This is a genomic window from Nocardia sp. CA-129566 (assembly GCF_050956075.1).
Lineage (GTDB): Bacteria > Actinomycetota > Actinomycetes > Mycobacteriales > Mycobacteriaceae > Nocardia.
In genome coordinates this window covers 1,084,316-1,102,509 of record NZ_CP192085.1, presented here as the reverse complement: position 1 = coordinate 1,102,509, position 18,194 = coordinate 1,084,316, and the positions used below count along the sequence as shown (strand labels likewise).

Annotated in this window: 20 protein-coding genes and 1 pseudogene; 13 read left to right on the top strand and 8 right to left on the bottom strand. The window is 65.0% G+C overall.

Annotated elements, in window-relative coordinates; all coding sequences use genetic code 11:
- The first annotated feature begins 31 nt into the window (after window positions 1-31).
- The 3 genes from ACQP0C_RS05255 to ACQP0C_RS05245 all read left to right on the top strand — a co-directional run bounded on the left by ACQP0C_RS05255 (window position 32) and on the right by ACQP0C_RS05245 (window position 2,812).
- Window positions 32-1,246 (top strand): IS110 family transposase, encoded by a 1,215-nt coding sequence (locus tag ACQP0C_RS05255; protein ID WP_433725344.1) that lies wholly within the window; start codon window positions 32-34, stop codon window positions 1,244-1,246.
- Between the two features lie 109 nt (window positions 1,247-1,355).
- Complete coding sequence (locus ACQP0C_RS05250; RefSeq protein ID WP_433731057.1) at window positions 1,356-1,679, top strand: type VII secretion target; 324 nt, start codon at window positions 1,356-1,358, stop codon at window positions 1,677-1,679.
- Complete coding sequence (locus tag ACQP0C_RS05245) at window positions 1,676-2,812, top strand: transglycosylase SLT domain-containing protein (RefSeq protein ID WP_433731055.1); 1,137 nt, start codon at window positions 1,676-1,678, stop codon at window positions 2,810-2,812. Before ACQP0C_RS05250 ends, ACQP0C_RS05245 begins: the two co-directional genes overlap by 4 nt.
- Before the next feature lie 18 nt (window positions 2,813-2,830).
- On the opposite strand, the gene ACQP0C_RS05240 is transcribed toward ACQP0C_RS05245, so the two are convergent.
- The 4 genes from ACQP0C_RS05240 to ACQP0C_RS05225 form a co-directional block, all read right to left on the bottom strand.
- Window positions 2,831-4,021: a DUF7373 family lipoprotein gene (locus ACQP0C_RS05240; RefSeq protein WP_433731053.1), complete on the bottom strand. Its 1,191-nt coding sequence runs from the start codon at window positions 4,019-4,021 to the stop codon at window positions 2,831-2,833.
- A 23-nt stretch (window positions 4,022-4,044) separates the two neighbouring features.
- Window positions 4,045-5,991, bottom strand: a complete 1,947-nt coding sequence (locus ACQP0C_RS05235; RefSeq protein ID WP_433731051.1) for a serine/threonine-protein kinase — start codon at window positions 5,989-5,991, stop codon at window positions 4,045-4,047.
- A complete protein-coding gene (locus ACQP0C_RS05230; RefSeq protein WP_433731049.1) occupies window positions 5,991-7,799 on the bottom strand; it encodes a serine/threonine-protein kinase in 1,809 nt (602 codons plus the stop codon). The genes ACQP0C_RS05235 and ACQP0C_RS05230 overlap by 1 nt, the downstream gene beginning before the upstream one ends.
- A 118-nt stretch (window positions 7,800-7,917) precedes the next feature.
- Complete coding sequence (locus ACQP0C_RS05225; protein ID WP_433682521.1) at window positions 7,918-8,118, bottom strand: DNA-binding protein; 201 nt, start codon at window positions 8,116-8,118, stop codon at window positions 7,918-7,920.
- Between the two features lie 175 nt (window positions 8,119-8,293).
- Between ACQP0C_RS05225 and ACQP0C_RS05220 the strand changes: the two genes are divergently transcribed.
- On the top strand, window positions 8,294-9,061 hold the full coding sequence (locus tag ACQP0C_RS05220) for an acyl-[acyl-carrier-protein] thioesterase (RefSeq protein ID WP_433731047.1): 768 nt from the start codon (window positions 8,294-8,296) through the stop codon (window positions 9,059-9,061).
- Window positions 9,062-9,106: 45 nt separating this feature from the next.
- Here ACQP0C_RS05220 and ACQP0C_RS05215 read toward each other — a convergent pair whose 3' ends face one another.
- Window positions 9,107-10,777, bottom strand: coding sequence for an FAD-dependent oxidoreductase (locus tag ACQP0C_RS05215; protein ID WP_433731045.1), 1,671 nt, complete (start codon window positions 10,775-10,777; stop codon window positions 9,107-9,109).
- A 183-nt stretch (window positions 10,778-10,960) separates the two neighbouring features.
- On the opposite strand from ACQP0C_RS05215, the gene ACQP0C_RS05210 reads away from it, so the two are divergent.
- Window positions 10,961-11,452 (top strand): SixA phosphatase family protein, encoded by a 492-nt coding sequence (locus ACQP0C_RS05210; RefSeq protein ID WP_433731043.1) that lies wholly within the window; start codon window positions 10,961-10,963, stop codon window positions 11,450-11,452.
- Between the two features lie 17 nt (window positions 11,453-11,469).
- Here the strand turns inward: ACQP0C_RS05210 and ACQP0C_RS05205 are convergent, their stop codons facing one another.
- Complete coding sequence (locus ACQP0C_RS05205) at window positions 11,470-11,673, bottom strand: hypothetical protein (RefSeq protein WP_354961774.1); 204 nt, start codon at window positions 11,671-11,673, stop codon at window positions 11,470-11,472.
- A gap of 59 nt (window positions 11,674-11,732) precedes the next feature.
- On the opposite strand from ACQP0C_RS05205, the gene ACQP0C_RS05200 reads away from it, so the two are divergent.
- A complete protein-coding gene (locus ACQP0C_RS05200) occupies window positions 11,733-12,101 on the top strand; it encodes a VOC family protein (protein ID WP_433731041.1) in 369 nt (122 codons plus the stop codon).
- Window positions 12,102-12,104: 3 nt separating this feature from the next.
- Here the strand turns inward: ACQP0C_RS05200 and ACQP0C_RS05195 are convergent, their stop codons facing one another.
- On the bottom strand, window positions 12,105-12,680 hold the full coding sequence (locus ACQP0C_RS05195; RefSeq protein WP_433731039.1) for a Uma2 family endonuclease: 576 nt from the start codon (window positions 12,678-12,680) through the stop codon (window positions 12,105-12,107).
- A gap of 159 nt (window positions 12,681-12,839) precedes the next feature.
- On the opposite strand from ACQP0C_RS05195, the gene ACQP0C_RS05190 reads away from it, so the two are divergent.
- The 7 genes and pseudogenes from ACQP0C_RS05190 (at window position 12,840) to ACQP0C_RS05160 (ending at window position 17,310) form a co-directional block, all read left to right on the top strand.
- Window positions 12,840-13,310, top strand: a complete 471-nt coding sequence (locus ACQP0C_RS05190; protein ID WP_433731037.1) for a MerR family transcriptional regulator — start codon at window positions 12,840-12,842, stop codon at window positions 13,308-13,310.
- Window positions 13,307-14,317, top strand: a complete 1,011-nt coding sequence (locus tag ACQP0C_RS05185; protein ID WP_433731034.1) for an aldo/keto reductase — start codon at window positions 13,307-13,309, stop codon at window positions 14,315-14,317. Before ACQP0C_RS05190 ends, ACQP0C_RS05185 begins: the two co-directional genes overlap by 4 nt.
- A gap of 58 nt (window positions 14,318-14,375) precedes the next feature.
- Window positions 14,376-14,669 carry a putative quinol monooxygenase gene (locus ACQP0C_RS05180; RefSeq protein ID WP_433731032.1) on the top strand — a complete coding sequence of 98 codons (294 nt, stop codon included), beginning with the start codon at window positions 14,376-14,378 and terminating at the stop codon, window positions 14,667-14,669.
- A gap of 90 nt (window positions 14,670-14,759) precedes the next feature.
- Window positions 14,760-15,224 (top strand): annotated as a pseudogene (locus ACQP0C_RS05175) (carboxymuconolactone decarboxylase family protein); the annotation flags it as partial.
- 12 nt (window positions 15,225-15,236) lie between these two features.
- On the top strand, window positions 15,237-15,548 hold the full coding sequence (locus ACQP0C_RS05170) for a GNAT family N-acetyltransferase (RefSeq protein ID WP_433734443.1): 312 nt from the start codon (window positions 15,237-15,239) through the stop codon (window positions 15,546-15,548).
- A complete protein-coding gene (locus tag ACQP0C_RS05165) occupies window positions 15,545-16,534 on the top strand; it encodes a pirin family protein (RefSeq protein ID WP_433731030.1) in 990 nt (329 codons plus the stop codon). Before ACQP0C_RS05170 ends, ACQP0C_RS05165 begins: the two co-directional genes overlap by 4 nt.
- Before the next feature lie 131 nt (window positions 16,535-16,665).
- Window positions 16,666-17,310, top strand: a complete 645-nt coding sequence (locus tag ACQP0C_RS05160; protein WP_433731028.1) for a hypothetical protein — start codon at window positions 16,666-16,668, stop codon at window positions 17,308-17,310.
- 30 nt (window positions 17,311-17,340) lie between these two features.
- Here ACQP0C_RS05160 and ACQP0C_RS05155 read toward each other — a convergent pair whose 3' ends face one another.
- A complete protein-coding gene (locus ACQP0C_RS05155; protein WP_433731026.1) occupies window positions 17,341-18,192 on the bottom strand; it encodes a helix-turn-helix transcriptional regulator in 852 nt (283 codons plus the stop codon).
- Between the last annotated feature and the right edge of the window lie 2 nt (window positions 18,193-18,194).

Sequence of the window (18,194 nt, the reverse complement as noted above, 5' to 3'; positions counted from 1 at the left end):
TTCGGTCTATTCGCGCCTGAGGAGGTGATCGATGATCTTCGTCGGCGATGACTGGGCCGAGGATCATCACGATGTCCATGTGATGGACGAAAACGGCAAGAAGCTTACTGCGCGGCGCCTACCCGAAGGGCTGGCCGGGATCAGCGGGTTCCACGACCTACTCGCCACGCACGCCGCCGAGCCGGACCAAGTGGTGATCGGCATCGAAACCGATCGTGGCCTGTGGGTCGACGCGCTGGTCGCGGCCGGATATCAGGTGTATGCGATCAACCCGCTCGCGGTCACCCGCTACCGCGACCGACACCACGTCTCGGGCGCGAAGTCCGACGCTGGTGACGCGAAGCTACTCGCCGATCTGGTGCGCACCGACCGGCACAACCACCGCCCGATCGCCGGTGACAGCCCCCAAGCCGAAGCGATCAAAGTCCTCGCCCGCGGACACCAGAACCTGATCTGGACCCGCAACCGCCACACCAACGCCTTGCGCTCGGCGCTGCGCGAGTACTACCCCGCAGCCCTGGCCGCCTTCGACGACCTCGCCGACCGCGACGCCCTGGCCGTGCTCGCCCGCGCCGCCACCCCCGCCGAGGGCGCCCGGTTGAGCCTGTCCGCGATCACTGCCACGATCAAACGCGCTGGGCGCCAACGCAATCTCGACACCCGAGCCACACAGATCCAGACCGCGCTGCGTGCCGAACACCTGCACGCCACCGACGCGGTCACCACCGCGTTCGCCACGACCACCCGCGCCGCGGTCGCCATCATCACCGCGATCAACACCCAGATCCACGACCTCGAAGCCGAACTCGCGAACCATTTTGAGAAACACCCGGACGCCGACATCTACCTCTCCCTGCCAGGACTCGGTGTCATCCTCGGCGCCCGGGTGCTCGGCGAGTTCGGCGACGACCCGAACCGATACACCACCACCAAGTCTCGCAAAAACTACGCCGGAACCTCACCCCTGACCATCGCGTCCGGGCGCAAACGCGCCGTACTGGCCCGCCACGTCCGCAACCGACGCCTCTACGACGCCATCGACCAATGGGCCTTCTGCACCCTCACCCAAAGCCCCGGCGCCCGCGCCTACTACGACCACCACCGCACCGCCGGCGACCTACACCACCAAGCCCTACGCGCCCTCGGCAACCGCCTCGTCGGCATCCTCCACGGCTGCCTGCACCACCACACCCCCTACAACGAACACACCGCCTGGGCACACCAACAAAACACCCAAGCCGCTTGACAACTTACGCACCTGGGATGTCTAACCGCCCCCTTCGGCCTCCTGTCCACACCACCCGTTTTTGCTATGCTGACCGCGACCTGAGGTGGGGACGAAGGGGGAGTTTTTCGTGGTGGACACCAATGACCCGGGGACGTTGCGGGTCGACGCAGGCGCGCTACAGACCTTTGCCAAAAGTCTTGGCGATGAGGCGAACGGCATCAAAAAGCTCAACGCCGGTGACGGCTTCAATGCCGCGATCAACGCATTGCCCGGCACCCAATTCGGCGCCGCGGTGCAACCGGCCACCGATGTCGTCAACCGCAGCCTGACCCGAATCGGCGAGCGCCTCGAGAAGATCGCCTCGATCACCCACAATGCGGCGGGCGCCTTCGAGGTCGCCGAGGCCGACTTCACCAACAACCTGAAGACGATCGGGCTGCAACTGCCATGACCCTCACCATCGACGATGTCGCCAAATGGGAGCCCGGCAACCTCACCACCGCCGCGAACAACGCGGGCAAGATCTCGACGGATCTGGATACCGCAGTCCGCAAAGGCACCGAGGACACCACGAAACTGGGAACCGACAAGACGTGGTCCGGCGTGGCCGCTACCGCGGCCAATACGCGGATGGAGACCGAAAAGACCCGTGCCTCCGCGCTGAGTCAGGCACTGCGCGATCTCCAGACCGCCTTCACCTCCCAGGTGGACAACCTGAACAATGCGAAGCAGAAGGTGCTCTCGCTGCGCGACCTAGCCACCAACCCGACCTGCCCGGTCCCTGGCGCGAAGACCGAACCGGGCTTCCACGTCGCCGCCGGCGGCACCGTCGACGCCAATGACCGAATCGCTTGGTACAAGGCGAATCTGAACGAGTCCGAAGCCAACCGGCTCACCTATCAGGCCGGCCTGGACGCCGCGAAATGGCAATCGGACATTGTCAACGCGCTCGCGCAGGCCGAAGGCGTGGCCGAACAGGCGAAGGTCCAGGTGGATCAGGCGCTCACCAAACTCCAGACCGCCTACGACGGCCTCGGCGACCCGAATGCCGTTGCGTCGCAGCCGCAGAACACCAGCACGACACCGACCTCTACCACGCCCACCTCCAATACGGGCAAGCCCAGCTATGTGTCGAGTAGTCACAACGGCGGCAGCTCCGGATCCCCTTCGAACTCACTGTATTCCGGCAGTACCGGCTCGAGCGCACCAACCGGGGCGAAGCCGAGCGGCGATGTGGCCAAGTGGATCGAGGACGCGAAGAAGGCGCTCATCGCCATGGGTTACGACCCGAAAGATATCGATGAGAACGCGATCGCTTTGATCATCCAGCACGAGTCGGCCGGCGACCCGTACGCCGAAAACCGCTGGGACAGTAACTGGGTGGCCGGGCATCCCTCCAAAGGACTCATGCAGACCATCGATAGCACTTTCAACGCCTACAAAGCGCCTGGCCACGACGATATCTGGAATCCGGTCGACAACATTATCGCTGGGGTTCGATATTCGATCGACACATACGGATCGCTCGGCAATGTGCCAGGTGTCGCGGCGGTCAATTCCGGTGGCGCATACCGCGGCTACTGACGGCGAGCGAACAAAACGTCATCGACTGTTGGCGAACAAGGCGTACTGTGCCGCTGCCCGCTGCTGGGTCTCCCACAATCGACGGCCCAGGAGCAATGCGGCGTAGCGGCGGTAGGCGACGAAACACCGGAACTGCGCGTCGGAGGATTGCGCCGAATAGTCCTGGACACAGGACGTATTCGGAACGTCCTCGGGTGGATCGACCGCACGGCGATCAACCGCCGCACCCAATTCCACCGATTCAGCGACGAATACGGTTGCGGCCGCGTCGTCTCGGGTTCGGAATACCAGTACGCTCGGCGTCATCGCGACCCGATCCACACCTGCGCGCTGCAACACCGGGAATCGTCCGCCCTGATCGAGGATGTAGTTCAGATAACCACGCGCGGTGTAGACGACCTCGCCTTGACCATCGGGTTCCGGAACGACTCCACCAGCATGCAGAGCACGAATGAGGACGCTATCCGGATCCTGACGAAGGGTACTGAATTTACCGATCGGAGTTGGGACGAATTTATCCAGTTCCGGGAGTTCGGCGTCGAGGTATTTCTGTGTCATCTCGGTCAGCCGAGTGAGATCCGTTGTCCGAGCATCCGCGAGGACGCTCACCACGTAAGCCCTGTGCGCGGTCGTACTGCCGAGCGTAGGAACCGACGGTCGCCAGTGCGCGCTGGATGTCGGATATTTGGGCAGCGTGACTGCGACATTCTCTGGATTGAGTCCGAAATCCACGGTATCGAGTTCCTTGGCCGCGGCCTCTGCCGCCGTCGCATCCGGAAACCGAAGCACCGTTATCACCAGGCCCTCCCGCTCGTGGCTACCGTGCGTGGCTTTGGTCAGCGGGCGTGAGTCGTCGGCGGATCCAGTCGAGAACCCCACGACGAAGTCGTATTTCTGCAGTACCGGAACGACGGCATCGGCCAAATAGAAGGTCACCGACTTCGCCTCGGTGTGTGCGAGCGCCGCGGCACCACCGGTGTACTTGCCGTCCACCTCATGTGGGCTCAGCACCGCATCCGACATCCGGGCGGCCTCCAGGCGCCGGTATCCGAGGTCGCTCAGATGTGACGACAGTTTGGGGGGTGACGTCGGTGATGTGCCGACATCGAGTGTGCGCACATCGATTTCGGCGGCGACACCCGTGCCGTGGACGGTCGCACCACATCCGGATACGACGACGACAGCGGCGAGCACGGCGACCGTGCGCATAGCTGAAAACATCCGGCCGCGCATCATCGGCTCACCTTGGGGAGATTGTCGAGAATGTTCTGCAGAATCTGCCGCGCGCCGAGGCACCGCAGCTCGGGATGTTCCCCGACCGAGGAACCCGCAACCGAGACCGTCACCACCTCGGACGGACGCCCATCGGTAGCAGGGCGGTACACCCCATGCCGAGTGCACGAGGTCGACTTCATCTCGGCCTCGTCGACATCGACCACATTCCCGCCACCGAAGTCGAAATGAATCGGTTTCTGCTCGTTGGGCGCAGTGTGCGTCCAGAGGTACACGGTTACTGTGTTGGCGGAAACCCACTTACAGGTATGCAGCAAGTCCGGGGTCCCATGAACCAGTTCGCCGATCGATAGTTTCAAGGTGATGGTGTCGACCACCGCACAAGGGTCGTGCCGTGCCAGCGAACCACGAAAGTTCTGCAGCTGCGGCACTTTGACAGTGAGGTTGCGAGCCAGCTCTGCCGCGGCTTCGTCCGAGATTCGGCAAAGTTCGTCGGCCGATCCCTGGCGCGCGGCCCCCACACGGACGACGATTCCGAACTGCGGGTCGGCGGCAGCGGGCGACAACGCCCGGTCGCACTGATTGTCCGCAGCCGCAGGGTTTTCGAGCACCGGAACTCCGCTGACCTTCCTGCTGCTGTCTCGAAATCCATCGATCCGCTCGACCGCCACGGTGATCGAATACCCACCCGCGGTCGCATTGCAGGATCCCCAATCGCCGAAGGCCGGCTTCCGCTCCCATTCCCCCAGGGAACCGACCAACGGATCGTTCATGGCGGCGCACACATCGATCGACCGCAGCTTGGTCATGTTGAACCCGGCAAGCGGGTTCGGTCTACCGGGGTCCGACCCGCCTCCGCTGAGCGCGACCGCACCGGTCACGGCCGCGCCGAGCAGAACCACCACTCCCATGAGCGCACCGATCAAGACCCGCTTGCGCTTGCGCCGATCCGATCGGTTCGGTGACCGTGCCTCGAGCTGCCGGAGTTTCTCATCGAAGCTCGGACCGGCCCCGGGGCTGGTGGTGTCGGCCGCGCCGACGATCTGCGTCGCTTCTGGATCGGTGAGCAGCGCAGACAGTTCCGCGCCCTGCGCGCGGATAGCCTTATGGACGGCGGCGGACCATGGATGTGCCTGGGGCGGAAGCGGTCCCAAAAAGTCGAGGATTTCCGCCGGGGTGGGGCGGGTTTGCGGGTCCTTGCGCAGACAGGGCTCGACGAGGTGACGCACCTCCGGCGCGAGGCCGCTGAGGTCGGGCTGGGTGTGCACGATGTTGTAGAGCGTGTGCGGCAGGGAAGATCCGGCGAAGGGGCTCTTGCCGCCCGCTGCCATCGCTAGAACAGCGCCGAGGGAGAAGATGTCGCTGGCGGGGGTCAGCGCCTCGGATTGCGCCTGTTCGGGCGACATAAAGGCAGGTGAGCCGATGATCGAGCCGGTGTGGGTCAGTTCGGATCGACCTTCGACGGCACGAGCTATACCGAAGTCGATAACACGCGGACCATCCTCGGCGAGGATAACGTTGGCGGGCTTGAGATCTCGATGGATCAACCCGACGCCGTGAATCGCGTGCAATGCGGAGGCAAGGCCGACGGCGAGGGTCCGCACTTGCGCAGATAATAGCGGCCCATGGTCTTGCACCGCCTTGTCCAAGGGCACACCGGGTACGAAAATCGATGCAAGCCAAGGTGTTTCAGTTTCGATGTCGAAGTCGATCACGGCCGCGGTGAAAGCGCCCGATACACGCGCCGAGGTTTGCACCTCGCGTCGGAAGCGCGGCAGGAAGTCCCCTTCGGTAATCAGGTGCGCGTGCACCTGTTTGATCGCGACCAAGCGGCCATCGGGCCCGACGCCGAGTAGCACCCGCCCCATGCCACCGGCACCGAGCTGCCCCAGCAGTCGGTATCTGCCGATCCGGACGGGGTCACCGGGCTGCAGCTGCGTCACCATCAGGATTTCCTCAATCTGTCGACAACCCCACGGAGTACCGATTCAGTTGCGGCACAGGCAGCCTCGACGGCCGTTCGATCTGCGGGCACGACCATCACGGTGATCAACTCCCCCCGATCTTCGATGGTCGGGCGTACCAGGTGAATTGTTGTGCAGACGCCACTGCTGGTGGTGATGCGCGTCGCGGCGAGACCGCCCAGCTTGCCACCGTCCACCACGAGGTTGCTATACCTCGAATTGTCGTCGACCCGTGGTTGCTCATCCGTCCGGACAGTGATGAGGCCGAAATTAGTGGCCATCCATGAGCAGGTGTGTACGTTTTCCGGCGACGGCTCGGCTGTCGATCCCATCGTGGCTGCAATAACCGTTGGATCGACCGATGTGCAGGGGTCCATCGGCACAACCGACTGCTTCGGCGGACTGATGCGCGGTGGATCGGTTGCTAATCGCGTGACAACAGCTTTAAGGGCCTGCGCGGCCAACTCACAGACATCCCCGTCCGCCAGACCGATCTTCACCTCGACACCGACAAATGGTTTGGCGCGAAGCGCGATACCGCGGGCGCACGACTGCGTTTCGGTTGTTGTATCGAGTACCGATTTGCCCGCAACGGAGGTGCCGGTTTCGTTGCGCGATCCCGCAAGTACGGTCCCAACGCCGACCGTCATAGCGGGCTTCTTGCCGTCAGCGGTCGCGAACTGTGTACTGCAGACCGAGGAATTCGTCAGCTTGGGTTTTAGCGGTTGGCCAAGGCCACCGACTACATCGGAGCCGAGCAGTTTGCAGGAGTCGACCAGCCGCAGTTGATCATCGGATAAATCGAGAGACTTGTTCGCCAGCGGATCGGGTGTGGGCTCGGTGCGAGTGACTAGCACCGCCGTGGTCGCGCCTGCCACCAGCAGCGTCACCGCGGTCGCGACAATTGCCCATCGAGGCGGACGCCTTCGCTTTTCGGGATCGGTGACCCGCCCGTCCAGCGCCACCCACCGTTGCGCATCGGCCCGCGCCTGCGCGATCTGTTGCCGGACTCCGCCCGACCAGCTGGATTGGGCGGTCACTGCGTCGACCGATTCGAGCAGCTGAGCGGGCGTCGGGCGATAGGCGGGGCGCTTATCGAGGCACGCATCGAGCACCGGGCGCAATATTGTCGGCACTCGGCTCGTGTCGGCCCGGTTGTGTACTACGTTGTACAAGGTCTGCGGCGGCGACGCCCCGAGGAATGGGCTCTGTCCGGTCGCAGCGAACAAGAGCATGGCACCGACGGAGAAAACATCACTGGCGGCGGTGAGCTGTCGGCCTTCGGCCTGTTCCGGTGACATGAACGCGGGCGATCCGACTACCGAGCCGGTGCTGGTGAGCTGGGGATCACCCTCCAACGCCCGCGCAATTCCGAAGTCGATGACCCGCGGACCATCCTCGGCGAGCAGCACATTGCTGGGTTTGAGGTCGCGGTGCACCATGCCCACACGATGGATTTCCATGAGTGCCGACGCCAGGCCCGCGGTGAGCAATCGGAGTCCGCCCAGCGGCAGCGGGCCGAATTGGTCGACCGCGGCGCGCAGGGATGGGCCCGGTACGAACACCGAGGCCAGCCACGGCTCGGCGGCGTCGGGGTCGGCATCCATGACCGCGGCGGTATAGGCACCGGTGACGCGCTGTGATGCCTGGACCTCGAGGCGGAAGCGGGCGCGGAATTCCGGGTTCTGCGCCAGGTGGCGGTGAATCATCTTGACCGCGACGAGGCGTCCGTCCGGCGATCGCCCGAGCAGCACTCGCCCCATCGCCCCCTGCCCGATTACACCGAACAAGCGATGGCGGCCTACCGTGCGAAGATCATGTGGCCCTAGTGATTTCAACCCCGCCCCTCCCCTCGGCCCTGCCCGGGATAGTACCGGCGAGATCGCCGATCGTCCCGCGGCGCAGCGCTCAGGCGAAGCTTTTGCCGCGTTCGGCCAAGGCGGTGCGGAGTTTGACGATGGCGGTCGGGCCGACGCCGTGCAGGGCGGCGACGTCGCGTTCGGTCCAGCTGGTCAGGTCGGCCAGGTGCTGGATTCCGGCGGCGGCCAGGGCGCGTTCGGCGGGTTTGCCGAGTTTGGCGGGCAGGTCGGAGTCGGGGCCACTGGTCACCGGCCATCACCTCTCATCGAATCGCTGCGCGGCACTCATTGCCCGTCCTGCTCGGCGGGACCGGCAAGTGAGAGTAGAGGCGGCTCGACGCGAGGGTGTGACGTACGCCCCGTAAAGTCGTCTCAGAACAGCAGCGTAAAAGAACGCGGCACACCGTGCAGCGCGAGGAGCACCAGTGTCACTCGATCAGCCACTCGCCCCGCTTCCCCAGGAGGGCATGGGGTTTGCGTCGGCGTGGCCCATCCGGGCTGGCGATGTAGATCCGTACAACCGGCTGCGGTTCGACGCAGTCGCACGCTATCTGCAAGACATTGCCTGGGAGCAGCTGCAGCAGACGAATCTGCATACGACCGATCCGACCTGGATCGTGCGTCGCACGGTCATCGACGTCATCCGGCCGATCCTGTGGCCCGACAAGGTGCGGCTGCTGCGGTGGTGTTCGAGCATGTCCACCCGGTGGACGAATATGCGGGTCCGGGTCACCAGCGCCAACGGCGGATTGATCGAGACCGAGGGCTTCTGGATCAATATCAGCGAGTCCAACAACATGCCAGCGCGGATCAGCGATGAGGGCCTGGCCTATCTGGCACAGACCACCAATGAGCACCGCCTGCGCTGGCGGCCCTATCTCACCGACGCCACACCGCCGGAATCGGATACCGATATGCCGTTCCCGGTGCGGGCCACCGATATCGACCAGTACAACCATGTCAACAATGCCTGCTACTGGCAGGCGGTGGAACAGTTCCTGGTCGAGTACCCCAAGCTGGTCGCGGGCCCGCATCGCGCGGTGATCGAGTATGTGGCGCCGGTGCTCGCTCGTCAGCACGTCACGGTGCGCAGCCGCTTCGAGCCGGGCGACCGCTCCGGGCGGCCGGTACTGCGGTTGTGGTTCGTCGTCGGCGGCATCACCACCACGGTCGTGCGCATCATGCCCCTGTAAGACAAACCGGCTCCGTTCACTCGAAACGGAGCCGGTCTCGCCGATTCAGCCGCGCGCGGCCTTGAGCAGGTCCTCGCGAGTGGTGAATTTGACCCGCGGACGTCCCGCGGCCTTGCCCGCGGACTTCTCCGCCGTATCGATGGCCTTCCACCCCGCACGGTCGACCAGATCGGCCTGCCGCTGCGCGATCAGCGCCTTCAGCGCGGCCCGATCGGCCTGTGGCGCACCGAGTTTGCCGGTGCTGAAGTCGGCGATCAGCAGCTCGACGGTCTCCTCGGAGTCGATGCGGTTGGACCCGATGACACCGCGCGGACCACGCTTGATCCAGCCGCTCACATAGACACCGGGCAGCGGGATACCGTCTTCGCCGATTACCCGCCCGTGCTCATTGGGAATGACCGCGCGACGCTCGTCGAACGGCAGATCCTTGATCGGTTCGCCCTTGTAGCCGATGGAACGCAGCACCAGCCCGGTCTCGAGGGTTTCGGTGCGATCGGTCGTGCGCGCCACCAATTGGCCGTTCTCGCTGACCAATTCGTTGTGCGCGAACTCCACCGACTCGACGTGATCGGTACCGTGCAATGCGGTCGGCGAGGCCAGGTAGCGGAAGACGATCCGCTTGTTCGCCGGATCGCGGGGCGCCGCCGCGAACTCCTCGGCGAGGGTGTACTTGAGCTGCAGCGACGGCTCGACCTCCGGATCGTCGAGCAGCGCCTGGCTGGCCGGGTCGAGGGCGAGGTCGGCCTCGTCGACGACGATATCGACGCCCTTCAGATGTGCGAGCGCCAGGAACTCCGGCGAGGTGTAGGCCGCTTGCAGCGGACCACGCCTGCCGAGCACGACCACCTCGCGGATATTGCTGGCGCGCAGCGCATCCAGGGCATAGTCGGCGATATCGGTCTTGGCGAGTTCGTCCGGATCCACCGTCAGCACACGGGCGACATCGAGGGCGACATTGCCGTTGCCGACGATCACCGCGCGCTCGGCGGATAGGTCGAAGTGCCGGTCCGCGAAGTCGGGGTGGCCGTTGTACCAGGCGACGAACTCGGTCGCCGAATGGCTGCCCGGCAGATCCTCACCGGGCACGCCGAGATGGCGGTCGGCGGATGCGCCGACGGCATAGATGACCGCGTGGTGATGGGCCAGCAGTTCCTCGTGCGTGATGTGCGTACCGACCTCCACGTTGAGGTAGTACTGCAGCGTCTCGCGACGGAACGCCGATTCGAACATGCCCGAGACCGTCTTGGTGCCCGGGTGGTCGGGGGCGACACCCGCGCGCACCAGCCCCCACGGCGTGGGTAGCCGGTCGAACATCTCGACCTCGACATCGCAGCGCCGCAGCAGTTCGTCGGCGGCGTAGCAGGCAGCCGGCCCCGCGCCGACGATGGCGACGCGTAGCGTGCCGAGCTCCTTGGGCGGACGTGGGGGCGTGACGATCGGATCGAAGTTCGATTCGAGCGGATGCCGTTGGAAGTAGGCGGCATTGATGTCACGGAACCTGGCCAGCGACGCGGTCAGATCATCCTCGGAGAAGATGGCCTCAACCGGGCACGCGTCGACGCAGGCACCGCAGTCGATACAGGTGTCGGGATCGATGTAGAGCATTTCGGTGGTCGCGAACTCCGGCTGATCCGGGGTAGGACGAATGCAATCGACCGGGCACTCGGTGACGCAGCTGGCGTCGTTGCAACAACGCTGCGTGATTACGTAGGCCATATTGTGCAGATCCTCGAAAATGTACGTGGGTTGTAGCCACCCAAGGGGGTCAGGTGTGGGCGGGAGCGTCACCGCCGCGGAGCCTGCGGAGGGTGCCCCAGGGGGCGCCGCGTTGTGATGCCGCTTTCAGTTTGCCTCGAGTGTGGCCGAGGCCTCTGTTCCCCTAGGCCTTACCGTATCTGCATGGTGCGGACTCTGATCCTCATGCGGCACGGTAAATCGGCCTACCCCGACGGTATCTCCGATCACGAGCGCCCGCTCGCGCCACGCGGTCGGCGCGAGGCCGGCCTGGCCGGACAGTGGTTGCGCGATACCCAGCCACCGATCGATGCGGTGCGCTGCTCGACCGCCACGCGCACGCGCGAGACCCTGGCCGCCACCGGCGTCACCGCGCCGGTGGTCTATGAGGCGGGCATCTATGAGGCGTCGCCGCGCACGCTCATCGAGTTGATCCAGCTCAGCGATGACGATGTCGCGACGCTGCTGGTGATCGGGCACGCACCCGGAATGCCGTGGACGGCATGGGAGTTGGCGAGCAACCGGGATTCGGATCCGGCGATCGAGCTCAGCAGGAAATTCCCCACCTCGGCACTCGCGGTGCTCGAATTCGAGCGGCCGTGGGCGCAGGTGGACGAGGGCACCGGCGATCTGGTGCGCTTCCACATCCCGCGCTGAGCACGGACTCGGCGTCGTCAGCGCAGTAGTTTGCCGCCGACGACCACGACGACGCCGAGGACGACGAGCAGGACGAACGCGGCGAATCCGCCGAGCAGCCACCACACGACGCCGAGCGCCAGTACGAACGGCGCCACCGCGATGGCGGTGATCACCGGGCTTTCCTTGACCGTGGCCCAGGCCGCGCGGCCCCTGATCCGGTCGATGTCCTTACCTGGCATGTCACCAGGGTAGGTGCGAAAACCAGTTCTCGCCGTCGACCCGGTGGGATGCTCAGCAGATGGATTGGAAAATCGAACTGGTCGCCATTCCGGTGACCGATGTGGACCGTGCCAAGGATTTCTACACCAAGATCGGCTTCAACGCCGACCACGACCAGCGCGTCAACGAGAGCTTGCGCTTCGTCCAGCTGACTCCGCCCGGCTCCGGGTGTTCCATCTGCATCGGCGAGGGCATCACCGATGCCGCACCGGGCAGCGTCGTCGGCATGCAGATGGTCGTCGCGAGCGCCGAGGACGCATACCAGCAGCTGGTCGCGGTCGGTGTGGAGGCGTCGCCGGTAAAGGACCTCGGCTGGGGCCTGTTCACTTTCTTCGCCGATCCGGACGGGAACAAGTGGGCCGTGCAGGAGTTGCCAAGGCGCGACTGAATATCAACCCAACTGATCGAGCCGAATAGTAAGCGGACACGGTGAGGTGGTTGTATACGTGCCGGTCACCTCACCGTTGTCGACGTAACCCAGCTCCTCGGTCAGCGACAACGGAAGCAGACTCACAGGTGAGTCGAGATCGATGATCCAGTAGTGCGGAATCCCGGCATCGGCATAATCGACACGTTTGACCTTGTAGTCCATGCGCCGCGATCCGGGCGAGACGATCTCGATGACGGCGACTACACCGGATGCACGCAGAATCCCGCCCTCGGACTTGCGACGCTGTAGTTCGCTGCGCCGCACCAGCACCAAATCTGGCCGACGGACTGTCGCAGGCTCGTCCTCACCCGCCAATTCCAGATTGATATCCACCTCCGGAACAGCGACCAAGTCCGGAGGAAGCTGGTCGCGCACCTGGGAACCGAGATCGAGGCCCGCCAGCATATGCTCCGGCTCTGGCGACGGCGCCATGGTGAGGCTTCCCTCCTGCAATTCCAAGCGGAACTGATAGTCCTCGTGAAGGGCCAACCAGTCCTTTATCGTCAGCAGCCGTCGTGGTTCAGGAAGTGCCGTCACCCTCGCTCCTCAGCTCGCCCCACCCTGGTCGGCTCCAGTGTCCCACGCGAAGTGCAGGGTCGGTGGCAAGCGAATCCGCGCTTCGGCAGAATTGAGACTTGCTTGGAGTGCACTCCAGGTGGCTAACGTCGTTTGTGTTCATCGAGAAGGGCGAGTGCAGTGGGTGGAGCCGTAGGTCAGGTTGTCGGTGATCAGCAGGCCGTCGATATCGATCGGGAGAAGCCGCGGTATTCGATCGGGGAGGCGGCCGATCGGTCCGGACTCAGCCGCGACACGTTGCGGTGGTACGAGCGGATCGGGCTGATGAACTACATCGGGCGCGATCACGCCGGGAAGCGCCGGTTCAGCAATCGCGATCTGGAGTGGTTGGCATTGATCGGCAGGCTGCGCACCACCGGCATGTCGGTGGCCGACATGGTCCGCTACGCCGAATTGGTGCGGGAGGGGGAATCCACCGTGCCCGAGCGGCTGCAGATGTTCCGCAATACCCGCGCCGAGGTGCTCGCCAAGATCGACGAACTTCGCCAGACGGTGGCCGTGCTGGATTACAAGATCGACCTCTACGAGGGCAAGACCTCCGCCATCAAGCCGGCCGCACTCACACAACCATGTGAAGGGATCAAAATATGAGCTCGCTTCCGACCGCGGCCTTGGGTGCCAGCGGCATCCAGGTGGGCACACAAGGCCTGGGCTGCATGGGAATCAGCGAATTCTATGGCCCATCGGACCTGACCGAATCGCGGGCGACCCTGGATCGCGCACTGGAACTGGGTGTCACGCTGTTCGATACCGCCGACGTGTACGGCTCGGGTCATAACGAAGAATTCCTGAGCGATTTCGTACGAGCCAACCGCGACCGGGTGGTCCTCGCCACCAAGTTCGGCATCGCCCGCAAGGCCGACGATCCCACCTACCGCGGCGTCGACAACTCCCCCGAATACATTCGCAAAGCGGTCGATGCCAGCCTGCGCCGTCTCGGCATCGACACCATCGACCTGTACTACATGCACCGTCGCGATCCGGCGGTCCCGATCGAGGAATCGGTCGCCACCATGGCCGAACTCGTCGCGCGGGGCAAGGTGCGGGCGCTGGGCCTGTCCGAGGTGACCGGCAACGAACTGCGCGCGGCCCATGCGGTGCATCCGATCGCGGCCGTGCAGTCCGAATGGTCGCTGTTCTCCCGGGATGTCGAGCGCAGCGCGGTACCCACCGCCGCCGAACTCGGCGTCACATTCGTGCCGTACTCGCCGCTGGGTCGTGGATTCCTCACCGGATCCTTCGCCGCAGCCGGCGAATTGACCGATGGCACGGACTTCCGGCACCGGCAACCGCGCTTCTCCGGCGATAACGCGGCGCACAATGTCGAACTGCTCGCACCGCTGCGCGCCATCGCGGACGCCCGCGGCATCTCGCTCGCCCAGGTGGCATTGGCGTGGGTGCACGCTCAGGCGGGTGTGCACGGGCTGACGGTGGTCCCGATTCCGGGCACCCGCAGCCGCACCCGGCTCGCCGATAACGTTGCCGCCGCGACCATTTCGCTCACCACCGAGGAATTGGCCACGCTGGACCCGATCGCCGACAAGGTGGCCGGAGACCGCTACGCGGATATGTCCTTCAGCTCCGCCAGCCGGGAATGACCGCGCGGAGCGACTGCGCTCAGGTTGCCCGAGTAGCACAACACATCAGGAGTCATCGGTGTCCACACTGACACTCAATGTCCGGTTCACCGCCAAACCCGGTCACGAGACCGAGTTGCGCGAAACGCTCGAGGATATGGTCGCGCCGACGCTCGCCGAGCCAGGTTGTCTGGCCTACGAGCTGTACCTGCACCCGAGCGATCCGAGCCGTGTGGTGCTGCTCGAGGAGTGGGTCGACGTGGCGGCGCTCGCGGCGCATTTCGAAACGCCGCATCTGAAGGAGTGTGCCGCCGCATTGGCGGAGATCCTGCTCGAGCCGATGCAGGTCCGGCGGTTCAACGACGTCGGCTGAGCCGGCACGGCACCCGATCACACCCAACGCAGCACGGCGATCCGGACCGCAGTCCGGGCATATCGCCGTGCTGCTCTACTATCCGGACCTATGGAGTCTCCAGGCGGGCGTGTGTTCATGGATAAGCAGACCCCGGAAGCGTTTCGAGCACTGAACACCGTGGCCAGCACGGTCCGCGCGGCGGGTGCCGCGGCCGGACTGGACCGCAAGCTCATCGAATTGATCAACCTGCGCGTGTCGCAGATCAACGGCTGCGCCTACTGCCTCGACGTGCACCATCGCGCGGCCGTCGCGGCCGGTGCCACCGAGCGCGAACTCGCCGTACTGCCCGCATGGGACCGCACCGAGCTGTACACACCTCAGGAACGGGCCGCGCTGGCACTGGCCGAACTCAGCACCACGCTGCCGGATGAGGCGACGATGGACCGTGAGTACGCTCGGGCCCGGGAGCATTTATCCGATGATCAGGTCTCGGCGATCCTCTGGATCGCCACCACGATCGGCGCGTTCAACCGGGTGTCCATCCTCAGCAAGCACCCGGTGCGCCCGCGGAAGGAGAAGCCGACCATGACCGAACCGACGCCCGAGAGCAAGGTCGTCCGCAACGACGAGAAGAACCGCTACGAGGTGTTCTTCGGCGGTGACCTGGCCGGGTTCAGCGAATACGAGGAGCGCGATGACGAGACGGTGTTCATCCACACCGAAATCGATGGCGCGTTCTCCGGTAAGGGCCTCGGCAGCATCCTGGCCAAGAACGCGGTCGAGGATGTGATCGCGCGCGGCCGGGTGATCCGGGCGCTGTGCCCGTTCATCAAGGCCTACCTCGAGAAGCATCCGCAGTACGACGAGCATGTGGTCGGCAAGGGTGTCACGCGGTGAGTGATCTCGACCCGCATCCGGAGGAGGCGGTCTGCGAGGCGTCGCCGGGTCCGGGACCGGTCGCGGAGTTCTATCCGGCGCGCGAGGTCCCACTCGGCGGTGTGCGCGGCGTCTACGTGGAACGCGTACTGCCGCAACGTGATCTGCCGACCGTCGGCGCCTGGTGCTTCCTCGATCATTTCGGCTCGCCAACGGTCACCAAGACGGGTGCGTCGCCGGATATCGACCCGCATCCGCATATCGGACTACAGACGGTGACCTGGCCGTTCGACGGACGGATCCGCCATCGCGATTCGATCGGCTCCGATGTGGAGATCGAACCGGGTCAGCTGAACCTGATGACCTCCGGCCGCGGCATCGCCCATTCCGAATACGGCGTCGCCGGTGCGCACGCCGGGCACGGGCTGCAACTGTGGATCGCATTACCCGGCCACAGCCTCGGCATCGATGCGCATTTCGAGCAGCATCGCGACCTGCCGGTCTACCAGGCCCCCGGAGTGCGGGCCATCGTCCTGATCGGCGCCTTCGCCGGACTCACCTCACCCGCCAAGGCATATACGCCGATCGTCGGCGCGGACGTGCGGATCGAGCCCGGCACCGATACCACCGTCGCCCTCGATCCCGATTTCGAGCACGCACTCATGGTGATCGAGGGCGACCTCACGGCCGCCGACACCGAAATCGCCGCTGGCCCACTGCTCTATCTGGGCACCGGCCGCGACGAACTGCGTCTCACCAGCACCGAGGGCGCCCACTTCGCGCTGATCGGTGGCGAACCGTTCGGCGAAGAACTGGTGATGTGGTGGAATTTCGTCGGCCGCAGCCACGAGGACATCGTGGCGGCCCGAAATGATTGGGAGAAGCACGATCTCGACCGTTTCGCCGATATCGCGGGCCACACTCCGGAACAGCGCATCCCGGCCCCGCCATTGCCGGGTCTGCATCTGAAGCCGCGCAAGCGCCGAATCGGCCGGGCCAGAACCTGATTCCGAGGCACCGACGCGCGGCCCCGGTGAAATTAGCGGCATGACCCTCTTCTGATACAGATCACAAAACGGTAACTTGGTGGGCAACCGAAACGGACATTCCACTCGGGTGGCGCGACGAGAAGAGCACGATGAGGATCTCCACTATTACCGCGACGGCACTGCTGGCTCTGGCAACCACGACGATCGGAGCCAGTGTCGTGCACGCGGAACCCACACCGCCCGTGGCGAATTCGACCGCTGACGCACCACTGGACCTGCAGGGCGTATTCCAGCAGATCGGCTATCACGTCACGGCCGCCGAGAACCGCCACGCCGTGGTGGCCACCATTTCGGAGGGTCGCTGGGATCTGGTCCGGGAGAACAAGGTCATCTCGCTGACCGACCACAACGGACAGGTCGTCGCCGCGCTGCCGACCGCGCTGAATATCGGCGGACACCGGATTGATCTGGCCCCGACCATCGAAGAGGCGGGTACCCGGCTGTCGCTGACGCCCATCAGCCAGACGGACGGGCCGGTGCGCGATGTCAGCACCCAGGAGCGCTTCTTCGGTGCGATCGAGAAGTCGATGCCGCAGGTCCTGACCGGCGCTGCCATCGGTGCGGCCATCGGGTTCGTACTCGGATTCCCTCTCGGCCTTTTCGTGATCGACGTGGTCACCGTTCCGATCACCACCGTGGTCGGTGGCGTCATCGGCGCGTTCGCGGGTCTGTCGGCGGGCGGTGGTGAGCCCGCGATCCAGGCCGCGATGGACTATTTCAACGTCAATCCCTGAGCACCGTAATCGACTGCGGAGCTGGGTGATTCACCCGTCGTGGGCGGGCAGCAGAAGCTGCGTGCCGATGACCCGCAACAGATCCAGCTTCTCCGCCGCATCGGTACCCGGACGGGGCAGGTAGACCAGCAGTCGCTGTGCCTCGTTCGGGGTGAGCAGGGTTTCGCAGATCGTATCGATCAGCCCGACCTCGGGATGCAGGATCCGCTTGGTGTCGGAGATCCGCACCGCCACTTCGTGTTCGTTCCAGAGCCGGTCGAATTCCGCACTCGCGGCACGCAATCGGCTCACGAATTCGGTGACATCGGCATCGCCGGAACGACGAGCGGCGGTCGCGCGCAGGTCCGCGACATGCTTGCGGCCCAGCCGATCCCAGTCCTCCGCCGGGAAGATGGCCCGCGACGACGGGTCGGTGAACCACCGCCAGGCGTAGAACCGATCCCAGCCACGGCGATTCCCGTGATCACCGACGAGCAGCGTGTGCATCCGGTTCTGCACCAAGACCTCACCGAGGTCGGTGATGACGGTGGCCGCGGTGTCGTCCAGCTTCGCCAACACATGCATGATCCCGGGACCGACGTGCTTATCCGCGAACTCGCGCCCGGGCGGGGTGTGGTCGCACAGGTGGTAGAGGTGGTCGCGTTCGTCATTGCTGAAGCGCAGTGCCCGCGCCAGCGCGGCGAGCACCTGCGTGGACGGCCGCGGGCCACGCGACTGCTCCAAGCGGGTGTAGTAGTCGGTCGACATGCCCGCGAGCAGGGCGACCTCGTCCCGGCGCAGGCCGGGTGTGCGGCGGCGGACCCCCGGCGGCAGCCCGACATCGGCAGGCGTCAGCTGTTCCCGGCGCCTGCGCAGGAAATCGGCCAGTTCGGAACGGTCCATGT

Excerpts from the sequence above, each read along its gene's own strand:
- ACQP0C_RS05205 (WP_354961774.1), bottom strand. The coding sequence starts at position 11,673 with ATGCCAGGTAAGGACATCGACCGGATCAGGGGCCGCGCGGCCTGGGCC.
- ACQP0C_RS05185 (WP_433731034.1), top strand. The coding sequence starts at position 13,307 with ATGAGCTCGCTTCCGACCGCGGCCTTGGGTGCCAGCGGCATCCAGGTG.
- ACQP0C_RS05160 (WP_433731028.1), top strand. The coding sequence starts at position 16,666 with ATGAGGATCTCCACTATTACCGCGACGGCACTGCTGGCTCTGGCAACC.
- ACQP0C_RS05200 (WP_433731041.1), top strand. The coding sequence starts at position 11,733 with ATGGATTGGAAAATCGAACTGGTCGCCATTCCGGTGACCGATGTGGAC.
- ACQP0C_RS05210 (WP_433731043.1), top strand. The coding sequence starts at position 10,961 with ATGGTGCGGACTCTGATCCTCATGCGGCACGGTAAATCGGCCTACCCC.
- ACQP0C_RS05170 (WP_433734443.1), top strand. The coding sequence starts at position 15,237 with ATGACCGAACCGACGCCCGAGAGCAAGGTCGTCCGCAACGACGAGAAG.
- ACQP0C_RS05235 (WP_433731051.1), bottom strand. The coding sequence starts at position 5,991 with ATGGTGACGCAGCTGCAGCCCGGTGACCCCGTCCGGATCGGCAGATAC.
- ACQP0C_RS05155 (WP_433731026.1), bottom strand. The coding sequence starts at position 18,192 with ATGGACCGTTCCGAACTGGCCGATTTCCTGCGCAGGCGCCGGGAACAG.
- ACQP0C_RS05240 (WP_433731053.1), bottom strand. The coding sequence starts at position 4,021 with ATGCGCACGGTCGCCGTGCTCGCCGCTGTCGTCGTCGTATCCGGATGT.
- ACQP0C_RS05215 (WP_433731045.1), bottom strand. The coding sequence starts at position 10,777 with ATGGCCTACGTAATCACGCAGCGTTGTTGCAACGACGCCAGCTGCGTC.
- ACQP0C_RS05255 (WP_433725344.1), top strand. The coding sequence starts at position 32 with ATGATCTTCGTCGGCGATGACTGGGCCGAGGATCATCACGATGTCCAT.
- ACQP0C_RS05245 (WP_433731055.1), top strand. The coding sequence starts at position 1,676 with ATGACCCTCACCATCGACGATGTCGCCAAATGGGAGCCCGGCAACCTC.